The 18,850-nt window shown below is 71.4% G+C and carries 19 protein-coding genes; 13 read left to right on the top strand and 6 right to left on the bottom strand.

The annotated features are described in order from the left end of the window. Nucleotides 1–424: 424 nt before the first annotated feature. Nucleotides 425–1,015: a dihydrofolate reductase family protein gene (locus ACQSSQ_RS10480; protein WP_431327021.1), complete on the bottom strand. Its 591-nt coding sequence runs from the start codon at nucleotides 1,013–1,015 to the stop codon at nucleotides 425–427. 59 nt (nucleotides 1,016–1,074) lie between these two features. Between ACQSSQ_RS10480 and ACQSSQ_RS10475 the strand changes: the two genes are divergently transcribed. Then, nucleotides 1,075–1,671: a TOPRIM nucleotidyl transferase/hydrolase domain-containing protein gene (locus ACQSSQ_RS10475; protein WP_431327020.1), complete on the top strand. Its 597-nt coding sequence runs from the start codon at nucleotides 1,075–1,077 to the stop codon at nucleotides 1,669–1,671. Then, nucleotides 1,668–2,387 carry a VOC family protein gene (locus tag ACQSSQ_RS10470; protein WP_431327019.1) on the top strand — a complete coding sequence of 240 codons (720 nt, stop codon included), beginning with the start codon at nucleotides 1,668–1,670 and terminating at the stop codon, nucleotides 2,385–2,387. Before ACQSSQ_RS10475 ends, ACQSSQ_RS10470 begins: the two co-directional genes overlap by 4 nt. Here the strand turns inward: ACQSSQ_RS10470 and ACQSSQ_RS10465 are convergent. Further along, entirely contained in the window at nucleotides 2,381–3,046 is a 666-nt protein-coding gene (locus tag ACQSSQ_RS10465; protein WP_431327018.1) for an SDR family oxidoreductase, read from the bottom strand. The two genes, ACQSSQ_RS10470 and ACQSSQ_RS10465, sit on opposite strands and share 7 nt — an antisense overlap. Nucleotides 3,047–3,202: 156 nt before the next feature. On the opposite strand from ACQSSQ_RS10465, the gene helR reads away from it, so the two are divergent. The 5 genes from helR to ACQSSQ_RS10440 all read left to right on the top strand — a co-directional run bounded on the left by helR (nucleotide 3,203) and on the right by ACQSSQ_RS10440 (nucleotide 8,611). Further along, nucleotides 3,203–5,368 (top strand): RNA polymerase recycling motor ATPase HelR, encoded by a 2,166-nt coding sequence (gene helR, locus ACQSSQ_RS10460; protein WP_431327017.1) that lies wholly within the window; start codon nucleotides 3,203–3,205, stop codon nucleotides 5,366–5,368. A gap of 155 nt (nucleotides 5,369–5,523) precedes the next feature. Beyond that, nucleotides 5,524–6,339 (top strand): arsenite methyltransferase, encoded by an 816-nt coding sequence (arsM, locus tag ACQSSQ_RS10455; RefSeq protein WP_431327016.1) that lies wholly within the window; start codon nucleotides 5,524–5,526, stop codon nucleotides 6,337–6,339. 115 nt (nucleotides 6,340–6,454) lie between these two features. Then, entirely contained in the window at nucleotides 6,455–7,063 is a 609-nt protein-coding gene (locus ACQSSQ_RS10450; protein ID WP_431327015.1) for a VOC family protein, read from the top strand. Nucleotides 7,064–7,077: 14 nt separating this feature from the next. Then, entirely contained in the window at nucleotides 7,078–7,863 is a 786-nt protein-coding gene (locus ACQSSQ_RS10445; protein WP_431327014.1) for an alpha/beta hydrolase, read from the top strand. Between the two features lie 37 nt (nucleotides 7,864–7,900). Beyond that, nucleotides 7,901–8,611: a HEAT repeat domain-containing protein gene (locus ACQSSQ_RS10440; protein WP_431327013.1), complete on the top strand. Its 711-nt coding sequence runs from the start codon at nucleotides 7,901–7,903 to the stop codon at nucleotides 8,609–8,611. A gap of 9 nt (nucleotides 8,612–8,620) precedes the next feature. Here ACQSSQ_RS10440 and ACQSSQ_RS10435 read toward each other — a convergent pair whose 3' ends face one another. Together ACQSSQ_RS10435 and ACQSSQ_RS10430 are read right to left on the bottom strand one after the other, a co-directional pair. Then, nucleotides 8,621–11,011, bottom strand: a complete 2,391-nt coding sequence (locus ACQSSQ_RS10435; protein ID WP_431327012.1) for an ATP-binding cassette domain-containing protein — start codon at nucleotides 11,009–11,011, stop codon at nucleotides 8,621–8,623. A 107-nt stretch (nucleotides 11,012–11,118) separates the two neighbouring features. Beyond that, nucleotides 11,119–11,526, bottom strand: a complete 408-nt coding sequence (locus tag ACQSSQ_RS10430; protein WP_431327011.1) for a VOC family protein — start codon at nucleotides 11,524–11,526, stop codon at nucleotides 11,119–11,121. 98 nt (nucleotides 11,527–11,624) lie between these two features. On the opposite strand from ACQSSQ_RS10430, the gene ACQSSQ_RS10425 reads away from it, so the two are divergent. Continuing rightward, the gene (locus ACQSSQ_RS10425; protein WP_431327010.1) at nucleotides 11,625–12,149 is read left to right on the top strand and encodes a hypothetical protein; all 525 of its coding nucleotides are present in this window, start codon (nucleotides 11,625–11,627) and stop codon (nucleotides 12,147–12,149) included. Here ACQSSQ_RS10425 and ACQSSQ_RS10420 read toward each other — a convergent pair. Beyond that, nucleotides 12,146–12,607 carry a helix-turn-helix transcriptional regulator gene (locus ACQSSQ_RS10420; RefSeq protein ID WP_431327983.1) on the bottom strand — a complete coding sequence of 154 codons (462 nt, stop codon included), beginning with the start codon at nucleotides 12,605–12,607 and terminating at the stop codon, nucleotides 12,146–12,148. The genes ACQSSQ_RS10425 and ACQSSQ_RS10420 overlap by 4 nt on opposite strands. A 135-nt stretch (nucleotides 12,608–12,742) precedes the next feature. On the opposite strand from ACQSSQ_RS10420, the gene ACQSSQ_RS10415 reads away from it, so the two are divergent. After that, nucleotides 12,743–13,498 (top strand): SDR family NAD(P)-dependent oxidoreductase, encoded by a 756-nt coding sequence (locus ACQSSQ_RS10415; RefSeq protein WP_431327009.1) that lies wholly within the window; start codon nucleotides 12,743–12,745, stop codon nucleotides 13,496–13,498. On the opposite strand, the gene ACQSSQ_RS10410 is transcribed toward ACQSSQ_RS10415, so the two are convergent. Beyond that, entirely contained in the window at nucleotides 13,479–13,943 is a 465-nt protein-coding gene (locus tag ACQSSQ_RS10410; protein WP_431327008.1) for a ribosomal protein L7/L12, read from the bottom strand. The genes ACQSSQ_RS10415 and ACQSSQ_RS10410 overlap by 20 nt on opposite strands. A gap of 110 nt (nucleotides 13,944–14,053) precedes the next feature. Between ACQSSQ_RS10410 and ACQSSQ_RS10405 the strand changes: the two genes are divergently transcribed. The 4 genes from ACQSSQ_RS10405 (at nucleotide 14,054) to ACQSSQ_RS10390 (ending at nucleotide 18,848) form a co-directional block, all read left to right on the top strand. Next, on the top strand, nucleotides 14,054–14,746 hold the full coding sequence (locus ACQSSQ_RS10405; protein WP_431327007.1) for a response regulator transcription factor: 693 nt from the start codon (nucleotides 14,054–14,056) through the stop codon (nucleotides 14,744–14,746). Then, the gene (locus ACQSSQ_RS10400; RefSeq protein ID WP_431327006.1) at nucleotides 14,743–17,358 is read left to right on the top strand and encodes a DUF4153 domain-containing protein; all 2,616 of its coding nucleotides are present in this window, start codon (nucleotides 14,743–14,745) and stop codon (nucleotides 17,356–17,358) included. Before ACQSSQ_RS10405 ends, ACQSSQ_RS10400 begins: the two co-directional genes overlap by 4 nt. 25 nt (nucleotides 17,359–17,383) lie before the next feature. Beyond that, nucleotides 17,384–17,797, top strand: coding sequence for a VOC family protein (locus ACQSSQ_RS10395; protein WP_431327005.1), 414 nt, complete (start codon nucleotides 17,384–17,386; stop codon nucleotides 17,795–17,797). 115 nt (nucleotides 17,798–17,912) lie between these two features. Next, nucleotides 17,913–18,848, top strand: a complete 936-nt coding sequence (locus tag ACQSSQ_RS10390) for an SMP-30/gluconolactonase/LRE family protein (RefSeq protein ID WP_431327004.1) — start codon at nucleotides 17,913–17,915, stop codon at nucleotides 18,846–18,848. The last annotated feature ends 2 nt before the right edge of the window (nucleotides 18,849–18,850 follow it).

Here is an 18,850-nt window from a genome sequence, read left to right as displayed (position 1 = left end):
CGCGCGTGGTCGCGCCGGCGGCCGCCTTGGCCCGGATGCGGCGAAGGTGATGCCAGCTGGCGAAGTGCTGGACCGGACTTGCTCGTCGGGGACGGGCACAGACTCGACGAGCAGGACCCGTACGGAGCCATCAACCTGCATCGAAAAAGCTCCCGAGATTGTGGATACATCCAAAATGAGACTCACTCGGTGTTTGCGCGGGTCAACGGCGTGTCGCGATGGCAGCAACGAGCCTCGGCCCAGATGCTTTCGCCGCACGCCAAGCGCCTCGATAGCAGACGCTGCCTCGTTTCAGCAGGTCAGACCGGTTCACGCAACTTCAGGAGGGAAGTGGTTCAGGCCGAAGCCAGTGATTCATCTGATGCAGCATGCAGATCAAGAACTGACATAATGTCGCTTATCGGCGCGTCAGAACGCCCGTTCCTCATTCGGTCTCCGGCGGTCCCTCCAGACGCCGGAGCCGCATCAGGGTGACGCCTGACGGATATGCGGTCGGCGCCTCGTGCAACGCGAACCGGGTCGGTCGCGTGCCGTCCGGGAAGATCCGCTTGCCCTCGCCGATCACGACGGGACAGATCCAGAGGTTCACCTGGTCGACCAGGCCTTCGCGGAACAGCGTCTGCAGCAGGTCGCCGCTGCCCCAGGTGTGGATCTGCTGGTGGCGCTCGCGCAGCTCCGGCACCTGGGCCGCAGCGTCGGAGACCTGGGTGCTGTGCTCCCACGTGAGCTCCGGCTCTCCACGTGAGGCGACGTACTTGGGCACCCGGTCGAACACCTGTCCGATCGCGTCGGCCTGCCCAGGCCAGTAGCCGCGGAAGATGTCGTACGTCGTACGACCCAGCAGGAGCGCGTCGGATGCCGCGACGTCCGCGTCGAGCTGGGCGCCGGACTCCTCGCTCCAGTACGGGCGCTCCCACCCGGCGTACCGGAAGTCGCCGTCCTGCATGGTCGGGCCGCCGTTCGCCTGGATCACGCCGTCGAGCGTGACGTTCATGTTGACGTGCACCTCGCCCATCGCTGCTCCTCCGCCGAAACCCGGTTGACCCTCCCGACCACCCCACCTTCAATGGCGAGGTGACCACTCCGCAAGCCGTCGTCCTGGTCGAGGGGAACAGCGACCGGGTCGCGCTGCAGACGCTGGCGGCTCGCCAGGGACGGGATCTCGTCGCCGACGGCGTCGAGGTCGTCGCCATGGGAGGGGTCACCAACACGCGGGCGTTCGCGACGCGCTTCGGGCCGCAGGAGCTCGGCCTTCGGCTGGCCGGGCTCTACGACCTTCCGGAGGAGGACAAGCTCCAGCGCGGTCTGGTCGCAGCGGGGCTGAGCGCCGCAGCCGACCGCGACCGCCTGGCGGAGCTGGGATTCTTCGCCTGCACGGCAGACCTGGAGGACGAGCTCGTGCGCGCGCTCGGCGTCGAGGGCGTCGAGGCTGTGATCGAGGCGGCGGGCGAGTCGTCCTCCCTGCGCCTGCTGGCGGGCATGCCGGCTCAGCGGAGCTGGTCCCGCGAGGCCGTGCTCCGACGCTTCCTCGGGGTGAGGTCGGGTCGCAAGGCACGGTACGCGGCTCTGCTCGTCGAGGCGCTGGAGCCCGGACGCGTTCCCGAACCGTTGACCGCCGTCCTCGCTCACGTCACAGAAGTCCGGTCGGCGACCGTAGGAGGACGGCGATGACGACGACCCTGCACGCACTCTGCTTCGACGCGTACGACCCGCCCGCACTCGCCCGTTTCTGGGCCGGGGTCCTCGCCTGGGACACGACGGACGACTCCCCCGACGGCGTCGACCTGCTCCCCCGCGATGACACCGGGTTCCGGCTCCGGTTCGTCGCCAGCGACGAGCAGAGGTCCGGGCAGAACCAGATCCACTTCGACCTGACGAGCACCTCCCTCGACGACCAGCAGGCGACGGTCGCCAGGGCGCTGCGGCTCGGCGGCAGCCACCTGGACATCGGTCAGGGGCCCGACGCGGAGCACGTCGTGCTCGCCGACCCCGAGGGCAACGAGTTCTGCGTGATCGAGCCGGGCAACAACTTCCTCGCCGACTGCGGGTTCATCGGGGCGCTCTCGTGCGACGGCTCGCAGGCGGTCGGCTACTTCTGGAGCGAGGCGCTGGGCTGGCCGCTGGTCTGGGACCAGGACCAGGAGACCGCGATCCGCTCACCCCACGGGGGTCCGAAGGTCACGTGGGGTGGACCGCCCGTGGCGCCGAAGACCGGCAAGAACCGGCTGCACTTCGACCTCGCTCCCCCGGCCGACGGCGACCCGCAGGCGGAGGTCGCTCGTCTCGTCGCGCTCGGGGCGAGACGGATCGACAGCGGTCACCTCGGCGGCGGCCGAGTCCTGATGGCCGACCCGGACGGCAACGAGTTCTGCGTGCTCGCTCAGTAGCGGGCGGAGAAGGCTCCGTCGGCGTGCAGCAGCTGACCGGAGACCCATCGCCCTGCCGGTGACACGAGGAACGCGACCACGCCGGCGATGTCCGCCGGGGTGCCCAACCGACCGAGCGGGTGGTGGCCGGTCAGGGACTCGCGCGTCTCGGCATCCATCCACCCGGTGTCGATCGGACCCGGGTTGACCACGTTGGCGGAGATGCCTCGGGGGCCGAGCTCGCGCGCCGCGGAGATCACGATGCGGTCGAGCGCGCCTTTGGAGGCGCCGTACGGGAGGTTGCCGGTCGTGTGGTCGCTGGTGAGCGCCACGACTGCTCCGCCGCCGGCGGGGACCTGGCGGGCGAACGCCGCGATCAGCAGGAGGCTGGCACGCGCGTTCACCGCCACGTGGCGGTCGAAGCTCTCGGCGGTGGTGTCGAGGACGCCGGTCTCGACGTCGTATGCGTGGCTCAGGACGAGCGCGGTGATCGGGCCGCGCTCGCGGACGACCTCGTCGACGAGCTGCTGCGGCGCCGCTGGCAGCGACAGGTCGCACGGATGGTCGACGTCGCTGAGGTCGCTGGTCGCCACGTCCCAGCCGTCGGCGGCGAGCCGAGGGACGACGCCGGCGGCGATGCTGTCGGCGCGCGCGGCGCCGGTGATCAACGCGAGGGGCACCCGCACACGATAGGCGCGGGGCGACAGGGCGGGGAAATGAGAAAAGAGGGGAAACCACTCCCCTCTCCTTTCCAAGGTATAGCGCCCTGGGGGGCTTGAAACAAGCCCCCGTCCGTCCCGCACAATCTCCTTCGACCTCGATTTGGAGCTGATCACTTGCCTTCTGAGACGCCCAGCGTTTTCTCCCTCGTCGACCACCCGGCCAAGGCCGATCCCGCGCTCGTCGCCGCCGACGAGCAGCACTTCGCGGCGATCGCCGAGAGCCTCGAGCACACGATCGCGGACCTGACCGAACGCCTCGACGCCGCGCGCAAGGCTCCCGGTCGCGGGGGTACGGCGGCCCTCGAACGCGACCAGGAGATCCATCGGCTCACCGCCCGGCTGCGGACCTTCCGTCGGTTCAGCCTCGACCTGTGCCTCGGCAGGGTCGTCGGCACGGACGGCGACGCGCCGGTGTACGTCGGTCGCCTCGGCCTCACCGACCGTGACGGACGCCGGCTCCTGGTCGACTGGCGCTCCCCCGCCGCCGAGCCGTTCTTCGCCGCCACGCTGGCCCGTCCGATGGGGCTCGCGAGCCGCCGTCGCTATCGCTGGAACCAAGGCCGGATCAGCGACTACTGGGACGAGGTGTTCACCCCCGACGGCCACGAGGGGAACGCCGCGCTCGACGACGACTCCGCCTTCATCGCCAGCCTGGGGAGCAGCCGGTCCTCGACGATGCGTGACGTCCTCGGCACCATCCAGGCCGACCAGGACGCGATCATCCGCGCCGGTTCCCGGGGCGCGCTGGTCGTCGACGGAGGGCCGGGGACCGGCAAGACCGTGGTGGCGCTGCACCGGACGGCATACCTGCTCTACTCCGATCCCCGCCTGGGGCACCGACGCGGCGGTGTTCTGTTCGTGGGGCCCCACCAGCCGTACCTCGCGTACGTCGCCGACGTGCTGCCCAGCCTCGGCGAGGAGGGCGTCCAGACCTGCACGGTGCGCGACCTCGTTCCCGAAGGCGCCTCGGCGGCGGTCGAGAGCGACGACGAGGTCGCCGGGCTGAAGGCGACGGCCGGGATGGTGCACGCGATCGAGGCCGCCGTCGGGATCTACGAAGAGCCACCGACCGAGGGCATGGTGGTCGAGACGCACTGGTCCGACGTGTGGCTCAGTGCCGACGACTGGGCCGAGGCGTTCCGCTCGCCGGACCCGGGCACCCCTCACAACGAGGCGCGCGAGCAGGTGTGGGACGAGCTGCTGGCGATCCTCGTCGACAAGCACGGCGAGGACGACGAGATCTCGGCGGACCTCGTCCGGCGATCGCTCTCGCAGAACGCGGAGCTTCGCGAGGCGCTCGCGAAGGCCTGGCCCCTCGTCGACCCGGACGACCTCGTGAGCGACCTCTGGACGGTGCCCGCGTACCTCCGCCTCTGCGCTCCCTGGCTCACGACCGAGGAGGTGGCGCGGCTCCAGCGCGTCGACGCGAAGGGGTGGACGGTCTCCGACCTGCCGCTGCTCGACGCGGCACGACAGCGTCTCGGTGACCCGGAGGCAGCGCGTCGGCGCAGGCGCGAGGCCGATCGTCTCGCCACCGAGCGCGAGCAGATGGACCGGGTCGTCGACGATCTCATCGCGGCCGACGACTCCGAGCTGATGCTCATGACGATGCTCCGCGGCCAGGACATGCGGAACTCGCTCGTCGACGACGCCGGGGGTGAGACCGTCGATCCCGACCTGCTGGCCGGACCGTTCGCCCACGTCGTCGTGGACGAGGCCCAGGAGCTGACCGACGCGGAGTGGCAGATGCTCCTGCTGCGGTGCCCGTCGCGCAGCTTCACGATCGTCGGCGACCGTGCGCAGGCCCGGCACGGGTTCACCGAGTCGTGGAAGGAGCGGCTCGAGCGGATCGGCCTCGACCAGGTCGAGCTCGCGTCGTTGACGATCAACTACCGGACCCCGGAGGAGGTCATGGCGGCGGCCGAGCCCGTGATCCGCGCTGCGCTCCCGGACGCCAACGTGCCCACCTCGGTCCGCGCGAGCGGCATCCCGGTCGTGCACGGTTCGACGTCGGATCTCGGAGAGGTCCTCGGCGACTGGCTGAGGACGTACGACGAGGGCACGGCCTGCATCGTCGCCGCCGAGGTCGTCGACACCACCGCGTACGACGCGACCGCCCGCGCACGCTCGCTCACGCCGGAGAACGTGAAGGGTCTCGAGTTCGACCTCGTCGTGCTGATCGATCCCGCGACGTTCGGGACCGGCGTCGAAGGCGCTGTCGACCGCTACGTCGCCATGACCCGCGCGACGCAGCAGCTCGTGGTCCTCACCAGCGCCTGAGGTCAGACGTCGACCGTGAAGCCGAGCTCGACGTCGCAGGCCGCCTGGCCCCCGCGGATGCCCCAGCTCGCCGCGGGGGCCTCGGAGTATTGACATGGTTCGGTCGACGCGCGACCGTCGATGTATTGACATTCTTCAATGCGTGGAGGTGCGTGATGGGGACGTCCGACGAGGCGCTGCGTGACGAGGTCCGCCGGCGCTACGCCGAGGCTGCGGTCAGGGTTCGTGAGGGCGCGAGCAACGCGGCGGTCCTCGACACGACGGAGGGCAGCACCTGCTGCTCCCCTTCAGCGTCCGCGTCGGCTCCGTGCTGCGGACCTGGCGGCGAGGTCGACGACACGTTCGGTGCCGGGCTGTACGCACCCGACGAGACCGCGGAGCTCCCTGCCGAGGCGCTGGCCGCGAGCCTCGGGTGCGGCAACCCTTTGATGGTCGCCGCCCTGAGTCCCGGCGAGAAGGTCCTCGATCTCGGCTCGGGCGGCGGCATCGACGTGCTGCTGTCCGCGCGGCGCGTCGGACCCACGGGGTTCGCGTACGGCGTCGACATGACCGACGAGATGCTCGACCTGGCACGGGCGAACGCGGAGAAGGCCGGTGCCGACAACGTGCGGTTCCTCAAGGGCACGATCGAGGACGTCCCGCTGCCCGACGCAGCGGTCGACGTCGTGATCTCCAACTGCGTGGTCAACCTTTCGGTGGACAAGCACAAGGTGCTCGCCGAGATGTTCCGCGTGCTGGGCCCGGGCGGGCGGATCGGGATCTCGGACGTCGTCGCGGAGGACCACCTGACGACGGCCGACCGCGCCGAGCGAGGGTCGTACGTCGGCTGCATCGCGGGTGCGCTGTCACGCCGTGAGTACCTCGACGGGCTCGCCGCCGTCGGCTTCGCCGAGGCGGAGGTCGAGTTCACCCACGAGGCGGCGGCCGGCATGCACAGCGCGATAGTCCGCGCCACCAAGCCCGGAGGATGACGCCTCAGAGCATCGGTCACGAATCGAGAAGCCCCTCCCCTCCCCCGGCTTCTAGCGTGAAGTCATCGACATCGCGTCCACCCGGACGACGAGACCATCCGTTGAAGGAGCAGTCATGACTTCCATCGCATCGCTCACCCTCGAGGCGCCGGACCCGGCGGCGGCAGCACAGTTCTACGAGGACGCGTTCGGCCTGGGCGACCTTGTGACCGTCCGGACGTCCGAAGAGCCGACCTCCGGTTTCCGCGCGTACACGCTGTCGCTGGTGCTGCCGCAGCCGTCGAGCGTCGACAGCTATCTCGGCACGGCGGTCGACGCCGGCGCCACCGTGCTAAGGCCGGCCGCCAAGAGCCTGTGGGGCTACGGCGGTGTCGTCCAGGCGCCCGACGGCGCGATCTGGAAGGCCGCGACGCCGTCGAAGAAGGAGAAGGGACGCCCCGTGCGCGAGATCGACGAGGTCGTGCTGCTCATCGGCGCGTCCGACGTCGCCGAGACCAAGCAGTTCTACGTCGACCACGGGCTGGAGGTCGAGCGCAGCTTCGGCCGCAAGTACGTCGAGTTCAAGGCGCCCGAGGGGCATGTGAAGCTCGGCCTCTACGGCCGGAAGGCCCTGGCGAAGGACGCCGGCGTGCCCGTCGACGGCGACGGTTCGCACCGGATCGTCATCGTGAACGACGCCGGCACGTTCACCGACCCCGACGGGTTCGCCTGGGACGTCGCCTGAGCAGAATCAAGCCCGTGCCGCAGATCGACGTCGAGAAGCTCCGCCGCGAGGCGCACGCCCGGGCGCTCGGGCGTGCGCGCCGGCCGTTCGACGGCAGCGTCGAGGATCTCCAGCGCGGGGGTGTGGCGATGCGCCGCTATCGGCCGGCGCTCCCCCGCCCGGATGCCGCGATGGTCTTCCTCCACGGAGGATACGGACTGTTCGGCGACCTCGAGCTGCAGGACAGGTCGTGCCGGCGGCTCGCCGAGGAGCTGGGCGTCGTGGTCCTCTCCGTGGACTACCGGCTCGCCCCCGAGGCGTCGCTCGACGACTCCGTCGCGGATGCTCTCGACGGAGTGGCGCTCCTCGCCCAGGACGGCTTCGCGCAGGTGTTCCTGTGCGGCGACTCCGCGGGTGGCGCGGTGGCGCGGTCGGCCGCCGTACGCACGACCTCGCCGGTGTCCGGGCTGCTGCTGACGAACCCCAACCTCGATCTCACCCTGCGTTCCTTCGACACGGATCGGCCGGGTGGCCCCGACCGTGAGCTGTCGGCGTTCTCGTTCCGGTCCTGGGCGCGGGTCGCGGACCTCGACGAGGCACCGCGCCTGCAGCTCTCCGCAGCCGGCCTCCCCCGGACGCTCGTGGCCGTCGGAAGTCTCGACGCGCTCCTCCCCGAGGCACGCGCGCTCGCCGAGACCTGTCGGCGCGACGGCGTGGAGTGCCGCCTGGTCGAGCTGTCCGGGGCGGAGCACGGCTTCCTCGGCACCGACCGCGCCGGCGAGGTCCTCGCCGAGGTCCGGAGGTTCTTCGGTCTGGGATGACCGGCCGGCGCATCCCCCGCGTCGTACGATGCAGCGCGTGACGGCCGTCGAGGAGCACCGCGCCGCGCTGAGAGAGATGCCGGCCTCCGAGGTCCGCGCCTATCTCAGCTCCCGCTCGGGGCTCCCGGGGCCGCGGGCGAACCTCGAGCTGATGGGAGCGTTCGCCGACGTCGCGCCCGAGCCGCTCGTACGCGAGCTGGCTGGCGATGACGACGAGTACCTGCGCTGCTGCGGGACGGTCGGGCTCGGTCGCCTGCTGGGTGAGCGGTCCGCCGATCAGCGCAGCGAGCTGTTCGCCGTGCTCCACGCTCGTGCGGCCGACGCGTCGTGGCGCGTCCGCGAGGCCGCGGCGATGGGGCTCCAACGCCTCGGTGACGTGGACGCAGACGGGCTGCGCTCCGTGGTTGCCGTGTGGGCGACCGACGAGCACCCGCTCGTGCGGCGAGCGGCGATCGCGGGGATCTGCGAGCCGCGGCTGCTGCGCGACGAGTCGACGGCGCGGGCAGCCTTGGACGCCTGCGCGGAGGCCACCTCCAGCCTGGCCGCCGTGCCCGCGTCGCAGCGCCGGGACCGGGACGTCCGTACGTTGCGCAAGGCCCTCGGCTACTGCTGGAGCGTCGCGGTGGCCGCGCTCCCGGACGAGGGCCTGCCGCGCTTCGCGGCTCTCGCCGGCAGCACCGACCCGGACGTCGCGTGGGTCGTCCGCGAGAACCGGGGCAAGGCCCGGCTTCGCCGCCTGCTTGAGTGAGCCCGCGCGTCAGCCCCCGACGTACTCCGCGAGGTGCTGACCGGTGAGCGTCGAGCGGTCCGCGACCAGTGCCGCCGGCGTGCCTTCGAAGACCACCGTGCCTCCGTCGTGACCCGCGCCCGGGCCGAGGTCGATGATCCAGTCGGCGTGCGCCATCACGGCCTGGTGGTGCTCGATCACGATCACCGACCTGCCGGACTCGACCAAGCGGTCGAGCAGACCGAGCAGCTGCTCGACGTCCGCGAGGTGGAGACCCGTGGTCGGCTCGTCGAGGACATAGACGTCACCCTTCTCGGCCATCTGCGCGGCCAGCTTCAGCCGCTGGCGCTCGCCGCCCGACAGGGTCGTGAGCGGTTGTCCGAGGCTGAGGTAGCCCAGTCCGACATCAGCGAGCCGGTCGAGGATCTTGTGCGCGGCAGGCGTCCGTGCCTCGCCCTCGCCGAAGAACGACTCGGCCTCGGTGACCGACATCGCGAGGACCTCGGCGATGTTGCGGCCACCGAAGGTGTACTCGAGGACCGAAGCCTGGAAGCGCCGCCCCTCGCACTCCTCGCACGTCGACTCGACGGTCGCCATCACGCCCAGCTCGGTGAAGATCACGCCGGCGCCCTTGCACGCCGGGCAGGCACCCTCGGAGTTGGAGCTGAACAGCGCCGGCTTGACCCCGTTGGCCTTGGCGAACGCCTTGCGGATGGGCTCGAGCAGCCCGGTGTAGGTCGCGGGGTTGCTCCGGCGCGACCCGCGGATCGCGCCCTGGTCGACGACGACCACGCCCTCGCGCTCGGCAATCGACCCGTGGATCAGCGAGCTCTTGCCGGACCCGGCGACGCCGGTCACGACGCACAGCACGCCCAGCGGCACGTCCACGTCGACGTCACGGAGGTTGTGGGTCGACGCGCCGCGGATCTCGAGCGCTCCGGTGGACTCCCGGACCGTCTCCTTCAGCGATGCTCGGTCGTCGAGGTGGCGCCCGGTCGTCGTGTCGCTCGCCCGCAGACCGTCGATGGTGCCCTCGAAGCAGATCGTGCCGCCCGCCGTGCCCGCACCGGGGCCGAGGTCGACCACGTGGTCGGCGATGGCGATCGTCTCGGGCTTGTGCTCGACGACGAGGACGGTGTTGCCCTTGTCGCGCAGCTGGAGCAGCAGGTCGTTCATCCGCTCGATGTCGTGCGGGTGCAGACCGATCGTCGGCTCGTCGAAGACGTACGTGACGTCGGTCAGCGACGAGCCGAGGTGACGGATCATCTTGGTGCGCTGCGCCTCGCCGCCCGACAGCGTGCCGGCGGGACGGTCGAGGCTGAGGTATCCCAGGCCGATGTCCTGGAAGGCGTCGAGCAGGTGCTGGAGCCCGCCCACGAGCGGAGCGACGCCGGGCTCGTCGAGGTCGCGCATCCACTCGGCGAGGTCGCTGATCTGCATCTGGCACAGCTCGGCGATGTTCTTGCCCTTGATCTTCGACGAGAGCGCCTCCTTGCTGAGCCTGGTGCCCTCGCAGTCCGGGCAGGTCGTGAAGGTGATCGCGCGTTCGACGAACCGGCGGACGTGCGGCTGCAGCGCGTCGATGTCCTTGGAGAGCATCGACTTCTGGATCTTGGGGATCAGGCCCTCGTAGGTGAGGTTGACGCCCTCGACCTTGATCTTGGTCGGCTCCGCGTAGAGGAGCTGCTGCAGCTCCTTCTTGGTGAACGAGGCGATCGGCTTGTCCATCGGGAGGCCGGCGCCGCTGAAGATCCGGCCGTACCAGCCGTCCATGCTGTAGCCGGGGACGGTGAGCGCTCCGTCCTCGAGCGACTTGGAGTCGTCGTACAGGGCCGTCAGGTCGAAGTCGCTGATCGACCCCATGCCTTCGCAGCGCGGGCACATGCCGCCCTGGTAGACCGCGCCGCGGACGACGGTCTTCTCCTCCTTGCCGCCCTTCTCGGTCTTCATCACGCCGCTCGCCACGCGGGTGGGGACGTTGAAGGCGAAGGCCGTCGGCGGTCCGATGTGGGGGGTGCCGATCCGGCTGAAGAGGATCCGCAGCATCGCGTTGGCGTCGGTCGCCGTGCCGACAGTCGAGCGCGGGTTGGCCCCCATCCGCTCCTGGTCGACGATGATGGCCGTCGTGAGCCCGTCGAGATAGTCGACCTCGGGACGCGACAGCGTCGGCATGAAGCCCTGGACGAACGCGCTGTAGGTCTCGTTGATCATCCGCTGGGACTCCGCGGCGATCGTGCCGAACACCAGGGAGCTCTTGCCGGAGCCGGACACGCCCGTAAAGACCGTCAGGCGGCGCTTCGGGAGCTCGACGCTCACGTCCTTGAGGTTGTTCTCGCGGGCACCCTGCACCCGGATCAGGTCGTGGCGGTCGGCGGCGTGCGCAGCGGTGCCGGTGCTCGCCGAGGTGGCGGCCTTGGTCATCGTCTCTCCATCGGTCGAGCGGGCGGGGCGGTGCTCGGTCCCACCCTAGAGGCGGATCAGGTCGGTTCCGGCCACGTCGCCCCCGGACAGGGCGACGTCCGGAGGCGTCAGGTCTGGTTGATGCGCAGCAGGTTGCCCGACGGGTCGCGGAAGGCGCAGTCACGGACGCCGTACGGCTGGTCGGTCGGCTCCTGGACCACGTCGGCGCCGCTGGCCTCCAGCTTCTCGAACAGGCCGTCGAGGTCGTCGGTCGCGAGCGTGATCGAGCCGTAGCTGCCCTTCGCGATGAGCTCGAGGATCGTCCGTCGTTCGTCGTCGGTGATGCCGGGCTCGGCACCCGGGGGGTAGAGCAGGATGCCGGTCTCGGGCTGGTTCGGCGGGCCGACGCTGATCCACCGCATCCCCTCGAAGCCGACGTCGTTGCGCACCTCGAAGCCCAAGGTGTCGCGGTAGAAGCCGAGCGCTGCCTCCGGATCGGTCTGCGGCAGGAACGCGTAGTGAATGGTGATGTTCATGGCAGTCACGCTAGTGGCGACCGGGACCGGGTCGCTTCTCGATTCCTGACTGTTCCCTCGGGGTGACCGCGGTAGCGACGGTGAGTGAGGATGACGCCATGACGACGCTGGCGCACCTCCGCAGGACCGCACTGTCGCTGCCGGAGGCCGAGGAGCAAGCCGATACCGGGCTGGTCTCCTTCACGGTCGGTGGCACGGAGTTCGTGAGCGTCACGCAGGAAGGGGACGTCCGGCTGCGGCTCACCGGTGCCGATGTTGAGATCGCCCTCGCCGAGCAGCCCGGCGCCACGCCGCTCCCGCAGGGCGCTTCCCCCATCGGCGTCCAGGTCCCGCTCGCCGGCCTGAACGGCCAACAGCTCAACCACTGGGTACGCCTCGCGTGGCTCGCCTGCGCGCCGGAGCGGCTGTCGGCACCGGCGCGGGCCGCGGAGACCGCCCGGGCCGGCGAGGTCGGCGACCTGCCGAGGGCCATCGGCAACCCTGCGACGCGAGCCCTGGTGGCGGCGGGGCTCGCCTCGCTGGCCGACGTCCGCGCGTACGGCGTCGACCGGCTCGGCGCGCTGCACGGTGTCGGCCCGAAGGCGGTCGCGATCCTCGAGCGCGAGGTCGCCGCACTCCCCTAGCTGTGGCTCGGTGCGGGCGTACGACCGTCCGTGCGCTCCTCGCCGAGGGGACGCGGCTCGCGGTTCCGGATCGGGCGGGTGACCTGCTTCGCGACGCACGCGGGCATCCCGTCGAGCGGGGCGATCGTCCTCTCCTCCGCCGCGCGGCGGAAGGCGCTCGGCGGGACGCCGACCAGCTCCGTGAACCGGGTGCTGAAGGTCCCCAGGGACGAGCAGCCCACCTCGAAGCACACGTCGGTCACGCTGAGGTCTCCGCGGCGCAGCAGCGCCATCGCCCGCTCGATGCGCCGGGTCATGAGATAGGAGTACGGCGACTCCCCGTACACGAGACGAAACTGACGGCTCAGGTGCCCGGCCGACATGTTCACGCCCTTCGCGAGCGCCTCGACGTTGAGCGGCTGCGCGTACTCGCGGTCGATGCGGTCGCGCACGCGGCGCAGCAGAGCGAGGTCGCGCATCCGCTGGGTCTCCGTGGGGCTGACGCTCACCCGACCGATCGTGCCACGCGCGGCCGGTCAACTGCCAGTGCCGACCCGCTCGCGCCCGCTAGCCTCCAGACACCGGTCACGCTCCCTCGTCCAGGAGGCTTCTCGATGTCAGAGCTCAACGGAAAGCGCATCTTCATCACCGGATCGGCAGCGGGCATCGGCCGCGCGATCGCGTCACTGGCCCTCGAGCAAGGCGCTCAGGTGGTCGTCAGCGACCTCGACGCGGCTGCCGCCGAGGCGACGGCGGCCGAGCTGGGCGCCGCGGGGACGGCGAGCTGCGACGTCTCCGACGAGGCTGCGGTCCAGGCCGCGGTCGCCGAAGCGGTCGGGATCCTGGGTGGCCTCGACGTGCTGGTGAACAACGCGGGGATCGAGGTCGCGAGCCCGCTCGTCCAGCAGTCGACCGAGAGCTTCGACAGGATCTTCGCCGTCAACGTGCGGGGCCCGTTCGTCGCGACGAAGGCCGCCGTGCCGCACCTCGTGGAGTCCGGCGGCAACATCGTCAACATCGCATCCATCGCCGGCCTCGGCGGGAGCCCGCTGCTCGGGTCCTACTGCGCGACGAAGGCAGCACTCATCCAGCTCACGCGCGTCACGGCCGTCGAGCTGCGCGCGTCGGGCGTCCGCGTCAACGCGGTGTGCCCGGGATTCGCCGACACGAGCATGGTCGACCGGCTGCGCCCCGACTTCGAGGGTGCGACCCAGGTGCCCTTCGGCGACCTCGTGGCCGCGAAGCAAGGGCGCCTCGGCACTCCTCGCGACATCGCGGAGGTCGCCTGCTTCCTGGCCTCCGACCGCGCGTCGTGGATCACCGGCAGCAGCTACGTCCTCGACGGCGGACTCACGGCGAGTCTCGTGTAGGCGTCACCAGCGCCGACGCCCCGGCGGCGTTGAACGTCTGCGCGACGGCGCACGCACTCCGCTCGCTCCGCCCCCTCACGACACGGCCGGGCGTGGCGCTGACGATGGCGCGCGCGTCGGCCAGCCCGAGCGCCGTGGTCTCGCGGACGGCCTTGATGACCTGGATCTCGTGGGGTCCCACGTCGGTCAGGTGGACGTCGTACTCCCCCGGCTCCGCGTAGCGGGCGGCGATCGCCGGGCGGGGGCGCTCGCCGGTCCTGACGAAGGTCCACCAACCGCCGGCGACCGCGTCGAGGGCGGACACCACCAGAAGGACGCTCGCCGCGCCGAGCACCCAGCTTGAGTCGGCGGCGATGACCAACCAGGTGAGCGCGGCCAGGCAAAGGATCCTCGGCAGCGCCCGGCGTACCTGCGCCCGGCAGGTCGTACGTCCCACGTCGCCCACGGCGCGATTGTGTCGCAGGCCTCGCGTGCGCGTCTGCCGGACCACGATCTGCACAGAACCTCCACACGTCGTCCACGCCTTCCGACCGCGCGCACTCGTAGCCTTCGAGCATGAGCACAGAGCGCCGGCAGGTTCTCGTCGTGGAGGACGACACGGTCATCAACCAGGCGGTCTCCGACCGGCTCGAGGCCGAGGGGTACGACGTCGTCCGCGCGTGGGACGGACCGGGGGCGGTCGACGCGTACGCCGTGCACTCCCCCGACGTGGTCGTGCTCGACGTCATGCTTCCCGGGTACGACGGGCACGAGGTGTGCCGGCGGATCCAGGCCGACCGGCCCGTCCCGGTCCTCATGCTGACGGCGCGGGCGGACGAGACCGACGTGCTGGTCGGGCTCGGCGTCGGTGCGGACGACTACCTCACGAAGCCGTTCCGCATGCGCGAGCTCGTCGCCCGGGTGTCCGCGCTGCTGCGCCGCGTCGCCCGCGCCGCGGAGCTCACGGGACGTCGCGAGGTCGCGCTCGGTGACCTGCGCGTCGATGCCGACGCGCGGCGGGTGTGGCTGGCGGACGAGGAGGTGCGCCTGACGCCGACCGAGTTCGACCTCCTGCTCTGCCTGGCCGGGCAGCCGGGAGCGGTCGTCACCCGCGACCGGCTGATGGCGGAGGTGTGGGGATGGCCCGGTGCCGCCGGCACCCGCACACTCGACAGCCACGTGAAGGGCCTGCGTACGAAGGTCGGCGCCGACCGGATCCGTACCGTCCACGGCGTCGGGTACGCCCTCGAGACCGGCGACGACCGATGACCTCGCAGCCGCTCGCCCGGGTCACGTCGATCAAGGTCAAGCTCGGCCTGCTCGTCGTGGTCAGCGTCGCGGTCGCGCTGGCCGTCGCGACCCTCGGACGCGCCGGTGGCGTGCCGGTGTGGCTCGGCGTCCCCGTGACCATGCTGCTCGCGCTGGCGGTGACCCAGCTGCTGGCGGTCGGCATGACCTCGCCGCTGCGCCAGATGACCGATGCCGCCAGGCGGATGGCAGTCGGCGACTACGACGTGCGGGTGAGCGAGACGTCGAAGGACGAGGTCGGTGAGCTCGCCCGGGCGTTCAACACGATGGCCCGCGACCTCGCGACGGTCGACCGGCAGCGCCGCGAGCTGGTCGCCAACGTCAGCCACGAGCTGCGTACGCCGCTGGCGGCGCTCTGCGCGGTGCTGGAGAACCTCGTCGACGACGTCGGTCCTCGGGACCCGGAGTCGCTCGCGGCAGCGCTGGCGCAGGCCGAGCGCCTGGCGGGACTCGTCGAGGACCTGCTCGACCTCGCCCGCGTCGACGCCGGCAAGGCACCGCTCGAGCCCGAGCCGGTCCCCCTCGCCCCGCTGCTGGCCGACGCCGTCGCCGAGGCGAGGGTCCTCGGCCGTGCCGTGACGTACGACGTCCGCGTCGAGCCGCCCGACCTGGTCGTGCGCGCCGACCCCGCACGGCTGCGTCAGCTCGCGGCCAACCTCCTCGACAACGCCTCGCGCCACAGCCCCGCAGGCGGCACCGTCCTGGTCACGGCGACGCGTGCCGGGGAGCGCTACCGCCTGGAGGTGCACGACCAGGGTCCCGGTGTCGCCGCGGAGGACCGGGAGCGGGTCTTCGAGCCGTTCGGCACCCTCAGGGCGAACGAGGGCGGGGGCGGCACCGGGCTCGGACTCGCGATCGCCCGATGGGTCACCGAGCTCCACGACGGCACGATCCGCTTCGTCGACCCCGAGACCGGCGGCGACGGCGCGCGGATCCGCGTCGAGCTGCCCGTCCAGCCCGCAGACCGCCCCGCTCACCGCCAGGAGGACACCATGCCGACCCCGCCGCCACCTTCGACGACCCCTTCCTCCAGCGCGCGTCCGCCCGCTCCTCCCGTCGTCACCCCGCACCCCGGCCCGTACCCCTCCCCCGGGGTGCCTTCGGGGCCGGTGCCTCCGAGGCCGCTCGGCAACGACGTCTTCGGCGCCTTCTGGCCCGACCGCGGGGTCCCGGCCCGGCTGTCGGTGCTCTTGGGCGCGCTCGCGACCGGCGTGCTCGCGGGCATGGTCCTGCCGTACCGCACGGTGGGTCTCGGGACGTTCCTCGTCCTGCTCGCGGCCGGTGCCGTCGTCCTCGCCGCGAGTGCGAACCGTCGCGACCCCTTCACCCTCACGTGCGCCGCGATCGGCGTCCTGCTCGCCGCGACGACGATGTTCCGCGCCGCCGAGTGGATCGTGGTGCTCTGCCTCCTGGCTGCGGCGACGATGATGGTCTGCGGCGCCACCCGCGGGCGTACGCTGCCGGGCTTCGTCCTCTCCGGTCTCGCGTGGCCGCTCGCGGGGTTGCGTGGCATCCCGTGGCTGGGCCGGACGTTCGGAGTGCTGACCGGGCTCGGCAAGAGCGCTGCGCTGCTCCGGACGGTCGGGCTGTCGGTCCTGGGACTTCTGGTCTTCGGCCTGCTCCTCGGGTCCGCCGACGCCCTTCTCGCGGAGTGGGTGGATGCGCTGCTCCCCGACCTGACGATCGACACGTTCGTCCTGCGCGCGTTCGTGGCCGTCGCGGTGGGCGGCACCGTCCTCGCCGCGGTGTACCTCGCGCTGAACCCACCCCGCGTCGAGCAGGGCAACGGCACGGTACGCCCGGTCGCGAACCGCTTCGAGTGGCTCGCCCCGGTGCTCGTCGTCAACGGCGTGTTCCTCGCGTTCCTCGTCGCGCAGGCGACCGTCGTCTTCGGCGGGCACGACTACCTGCAGCGCACGACCGGGCTGACCTACGCCGAGTACGTGCACCAGGGCTTCGCCCAGCTCACGGTCGCGACGGCGCTGACGCTGCTCGTCATCTGGGCCGCAGCCCGCAAGGCGCCCCGCGAGACGGCAGCCGACCGGACCTGGCTGCGTGCGTCGCTCGGCCTGCTGTGCCTGCAGACGCTCGTCGTGGTCGCGTCGGCGCTCTACCGGATGCACGTCTACCAGGAGGCGTACGGGTTCACCCAGCTCCGCCTGCTGGTCGACGTCTTCGAGGGTTGGCTCGGGCTGCTCGTGCTCGCCGTGCTGGTGGGCGGCATCGCGCTGCGGGCCGCCTGGTTCCCGCGCTTCGCCCTGCTGAGCGGTGCCGTCGCGCTCCTCGGCATCGCCGTGATCAACCCGGACGCGTGGGTCGCCGAGCGCAACATCGATCGGTACGAGGAGACCGGTCGCATCGACTGGACCTACCTCCGCGAGCTTTCCGACGACGCCGTCCCGGCACTGACCGAGCTCCCAGCCACGCTGCAGGCGTGCGTCCTCGACGGACGGGAGGCCTCCTCCGACGACTGGCTCGAGTGGAACCTCGGCCGTGCTCGCGCGGCCGAGGCGCTCGACGGCGTGACGCCCGGACGGGTGGACCTCGCCACGAGCTGTCCACCGTCGTTCTGACGACAGGTCCCCTAGCGTGAGGTCCATGGCCGTCTATCCCCAGCTGTTGCACACCGTCCTCGACACCACGACGCCGCGTGAGCTCGCGGAGTTCTACCGCGAGCTCCTCGGGCTGCGCTACCGGGCGGGCGACGAGCCCGACGCCTCCGGAGACGCCGAGGAGCCCGGGTGGCTCGTGCTCGTGGACGAGGACGACAAGCGGATGCTGGCGTTCCAGCGGGTCGAGAGGCTCGCGCGGACGACCTGGCCCGACCACGACGTGCCGATGCAGCTCCACCTGGACCTCACGGTGCCCGACGTCGACGAGCTGTACCGGCAGCGGGAGCGTGCCGAGACGCTCGGGGCGGAGCTGCTGCTCGACCGCAGCGACGACGCCGACGAGCCCCTGTTCGTCTTCGCCGACCTCTCGGGCCACCCCTTCTGCATCTTCGTCGCCTAGCGACAGCCGCCTCCGGGGGCAGCCAGGACCGCCGGTCGTCGCTTACGGTGGGGGTGTCCGCCTGTTGTCGCTGCGTCGACCGGCGCGCGGCTCTCGGTCACGAGGAGTGACGATCATGCGTACATCCCGCTTCGTTCTCGCCTTCGCGCTCGCGCTCGTCGTCGCGGTCCTGGCCCCGCCGGCCGCCACGGCGAAGGCGTTCCCCGACCGGCTCGAGCTGCCTGACGGCTTCCTCCCGGAGGGGATCGCCATCGGCCCCGGACCGACCGCGTGGTTCGGCTCGCGCGCAGACGGCGACATCTTCGAGGTCGACCTGCGCACCGGCGCCGGGCACATCATGAGCCAGGGACCGGGCACACCCTCGGTCGGGCTCAAGTCCGACCGCCGCGGGCGGCTCTTCATCGCCGGAGGACCGGCCGGCGACGGACGCGTCGTCGACGTCGACAGCGGCGAGATCCTGGCGTCGTACCAGTTCACGACGGCGGCGAGCTTCGTCAACGACGTCGTCCTGACCAAGCGCTACGCGTGGTTCACCGACTCCTCGCAGCCCCAGCTGTACGGCGTGCCGCTCGCTCGCGACGGGCGGCTGGCCGACCCCGAGGACGTCGTCACGCTGCCGCTGTCCGGCGACTGGGTGCAAGGCACGGGGTTCGGCGCGAACGGGCTGACGGAGACGCCTGACGGACGCGGGCTGCTCGTCGTCCACTCGACCGCCGGTGAGCTGCACCGGGTGGACCTCCGCACCGGCGCGACCCGCCGGGTGGACCTGGGCGGATACGCGGTGTCCAACGGCGACGGCATGCTGCTGCGCGGCCGCACGCTGTACGTCGTGCAGAACCAGCTCAACAAGGTCGCCGTCTTCCGGCTGGACCGGGCGGCGCGCACGGGCCGGCTGATCCACACCATCACCGATCCGGGCTTCGACATCCCGACCACGGTGGCGGCGTTCGGCCGCTGGCTCTACCTGCCCAACGCCCGCTTCACCACTCCGCCGACGCCGGACACGCCGTACTGGGTGACGCGCGTGGATGCGCCGCGCGGCTGCCGCTGACC

It is taken from the genome of Mumia spirodelae (genome assembly GCF_050632745.1).
Lineage (GTDB): Bacteria > Actinomycetota > Actinomycetes > Propionibacteriales > Nocardioidaceae > Mumia.
This window is presented reverse-complemented; position numbering and strand designations above follow the sequence as displayed.

Bases quoted from the DNA above. Each gene is read 5' to 3' on its own strand.
- arsM (WP_431327016.1), top strand. From the start codon at position 5,524: ATGGGGACGTCCGACGAGGCGCTGCGTGACGAGGTCCGCCGGCGCTAC.
- ACQSSQ_RS10430 (WP_431327011.1), bottom strand. From the start codon at position 11,526: ATGAACATCACCATTCACTACGCGTTCCTGCCGCAGACCGATCCGGAG.
- ACQSSQ_RS10405 (WP_431327007.1), top strand. From the start codon at position 14,054: ATGAGCACAGAGCGCCGGCAGGTTCTCGTCGTGGAGGACGACACGGTC.
- ACQSSQ_RS10390 (WP_431327004.1), top strand. From the start codon at position 17,913: ATGCGTACATCCCGCTTCGTTCTCGCCTTCGCGCTCGCGCTCGTCGTC.
- ACQSSQ_RS10480 (WP_431327021.1), bottom strand. From the start codon at position 1,015: ATGGGCGAGGTGCACGTCAACATGAACGTCACGCTCGACGGCGTGATC.
- ACQSSQ_RS10420 (WP_431327983.1), bottom strand. From the start codon at position 12,607: ATGCGCGACCTCGCTCTGCTGCGCCGCGTGCGCGACCGCATCGACCGC.
- ACQSSQ_RS10415 (WP_431327009.1), top strand. From the start codon at position 12,743: ATGTCAGAGCTCAACGGAAAGCGCATCTTCATCACCGGATCGGCAGCG.
- ACQSSQ_RS10400 (WP_431327006.1), top strand. From the start codon at position 14,743: ATGACCTCGCAGCCGCTCGCCCGGGTCACGTCGATCAAGGTCAAGCTC.
- ACQSSQ_RS10395 (WP_431327005.1), top strand. From the start codon at position 17,384: ATGGCCGTCTATCCCCAGCTGTTGCACACCGTCCTCGACACCACGACG.
- ACQSSQ_RS10435 (WP_431327012.1), bottom strand. From the start codon at position 11,011: ATGACCAAGGCCGCCACCTCGGCGAGCACCGGCACCGCTGCGCACGCC.
- ACQSSQ_RS10450 (WP_431327015.1), top strand. From the start codon at position 6,455: ATGACTTCCATCGCATCGCTCACCCTCGAGGCGCCGGACCCGGCGGCG.
- ACQSSQ_RS10425 (WP_431327010.1), top strand. From the start codon at position 11,625: ATGACGACGCTGGCGCACCTCCGCAGGACCGCACTGTCGCTGCCGGAG.
- ACQSSQ_RS10470 (WP_431327019.1), top strand. From the start codon at position 1,668: ATGACGACGACCCTGCACGCACTCTGCTTCGACGCGTACGACCCGCCC.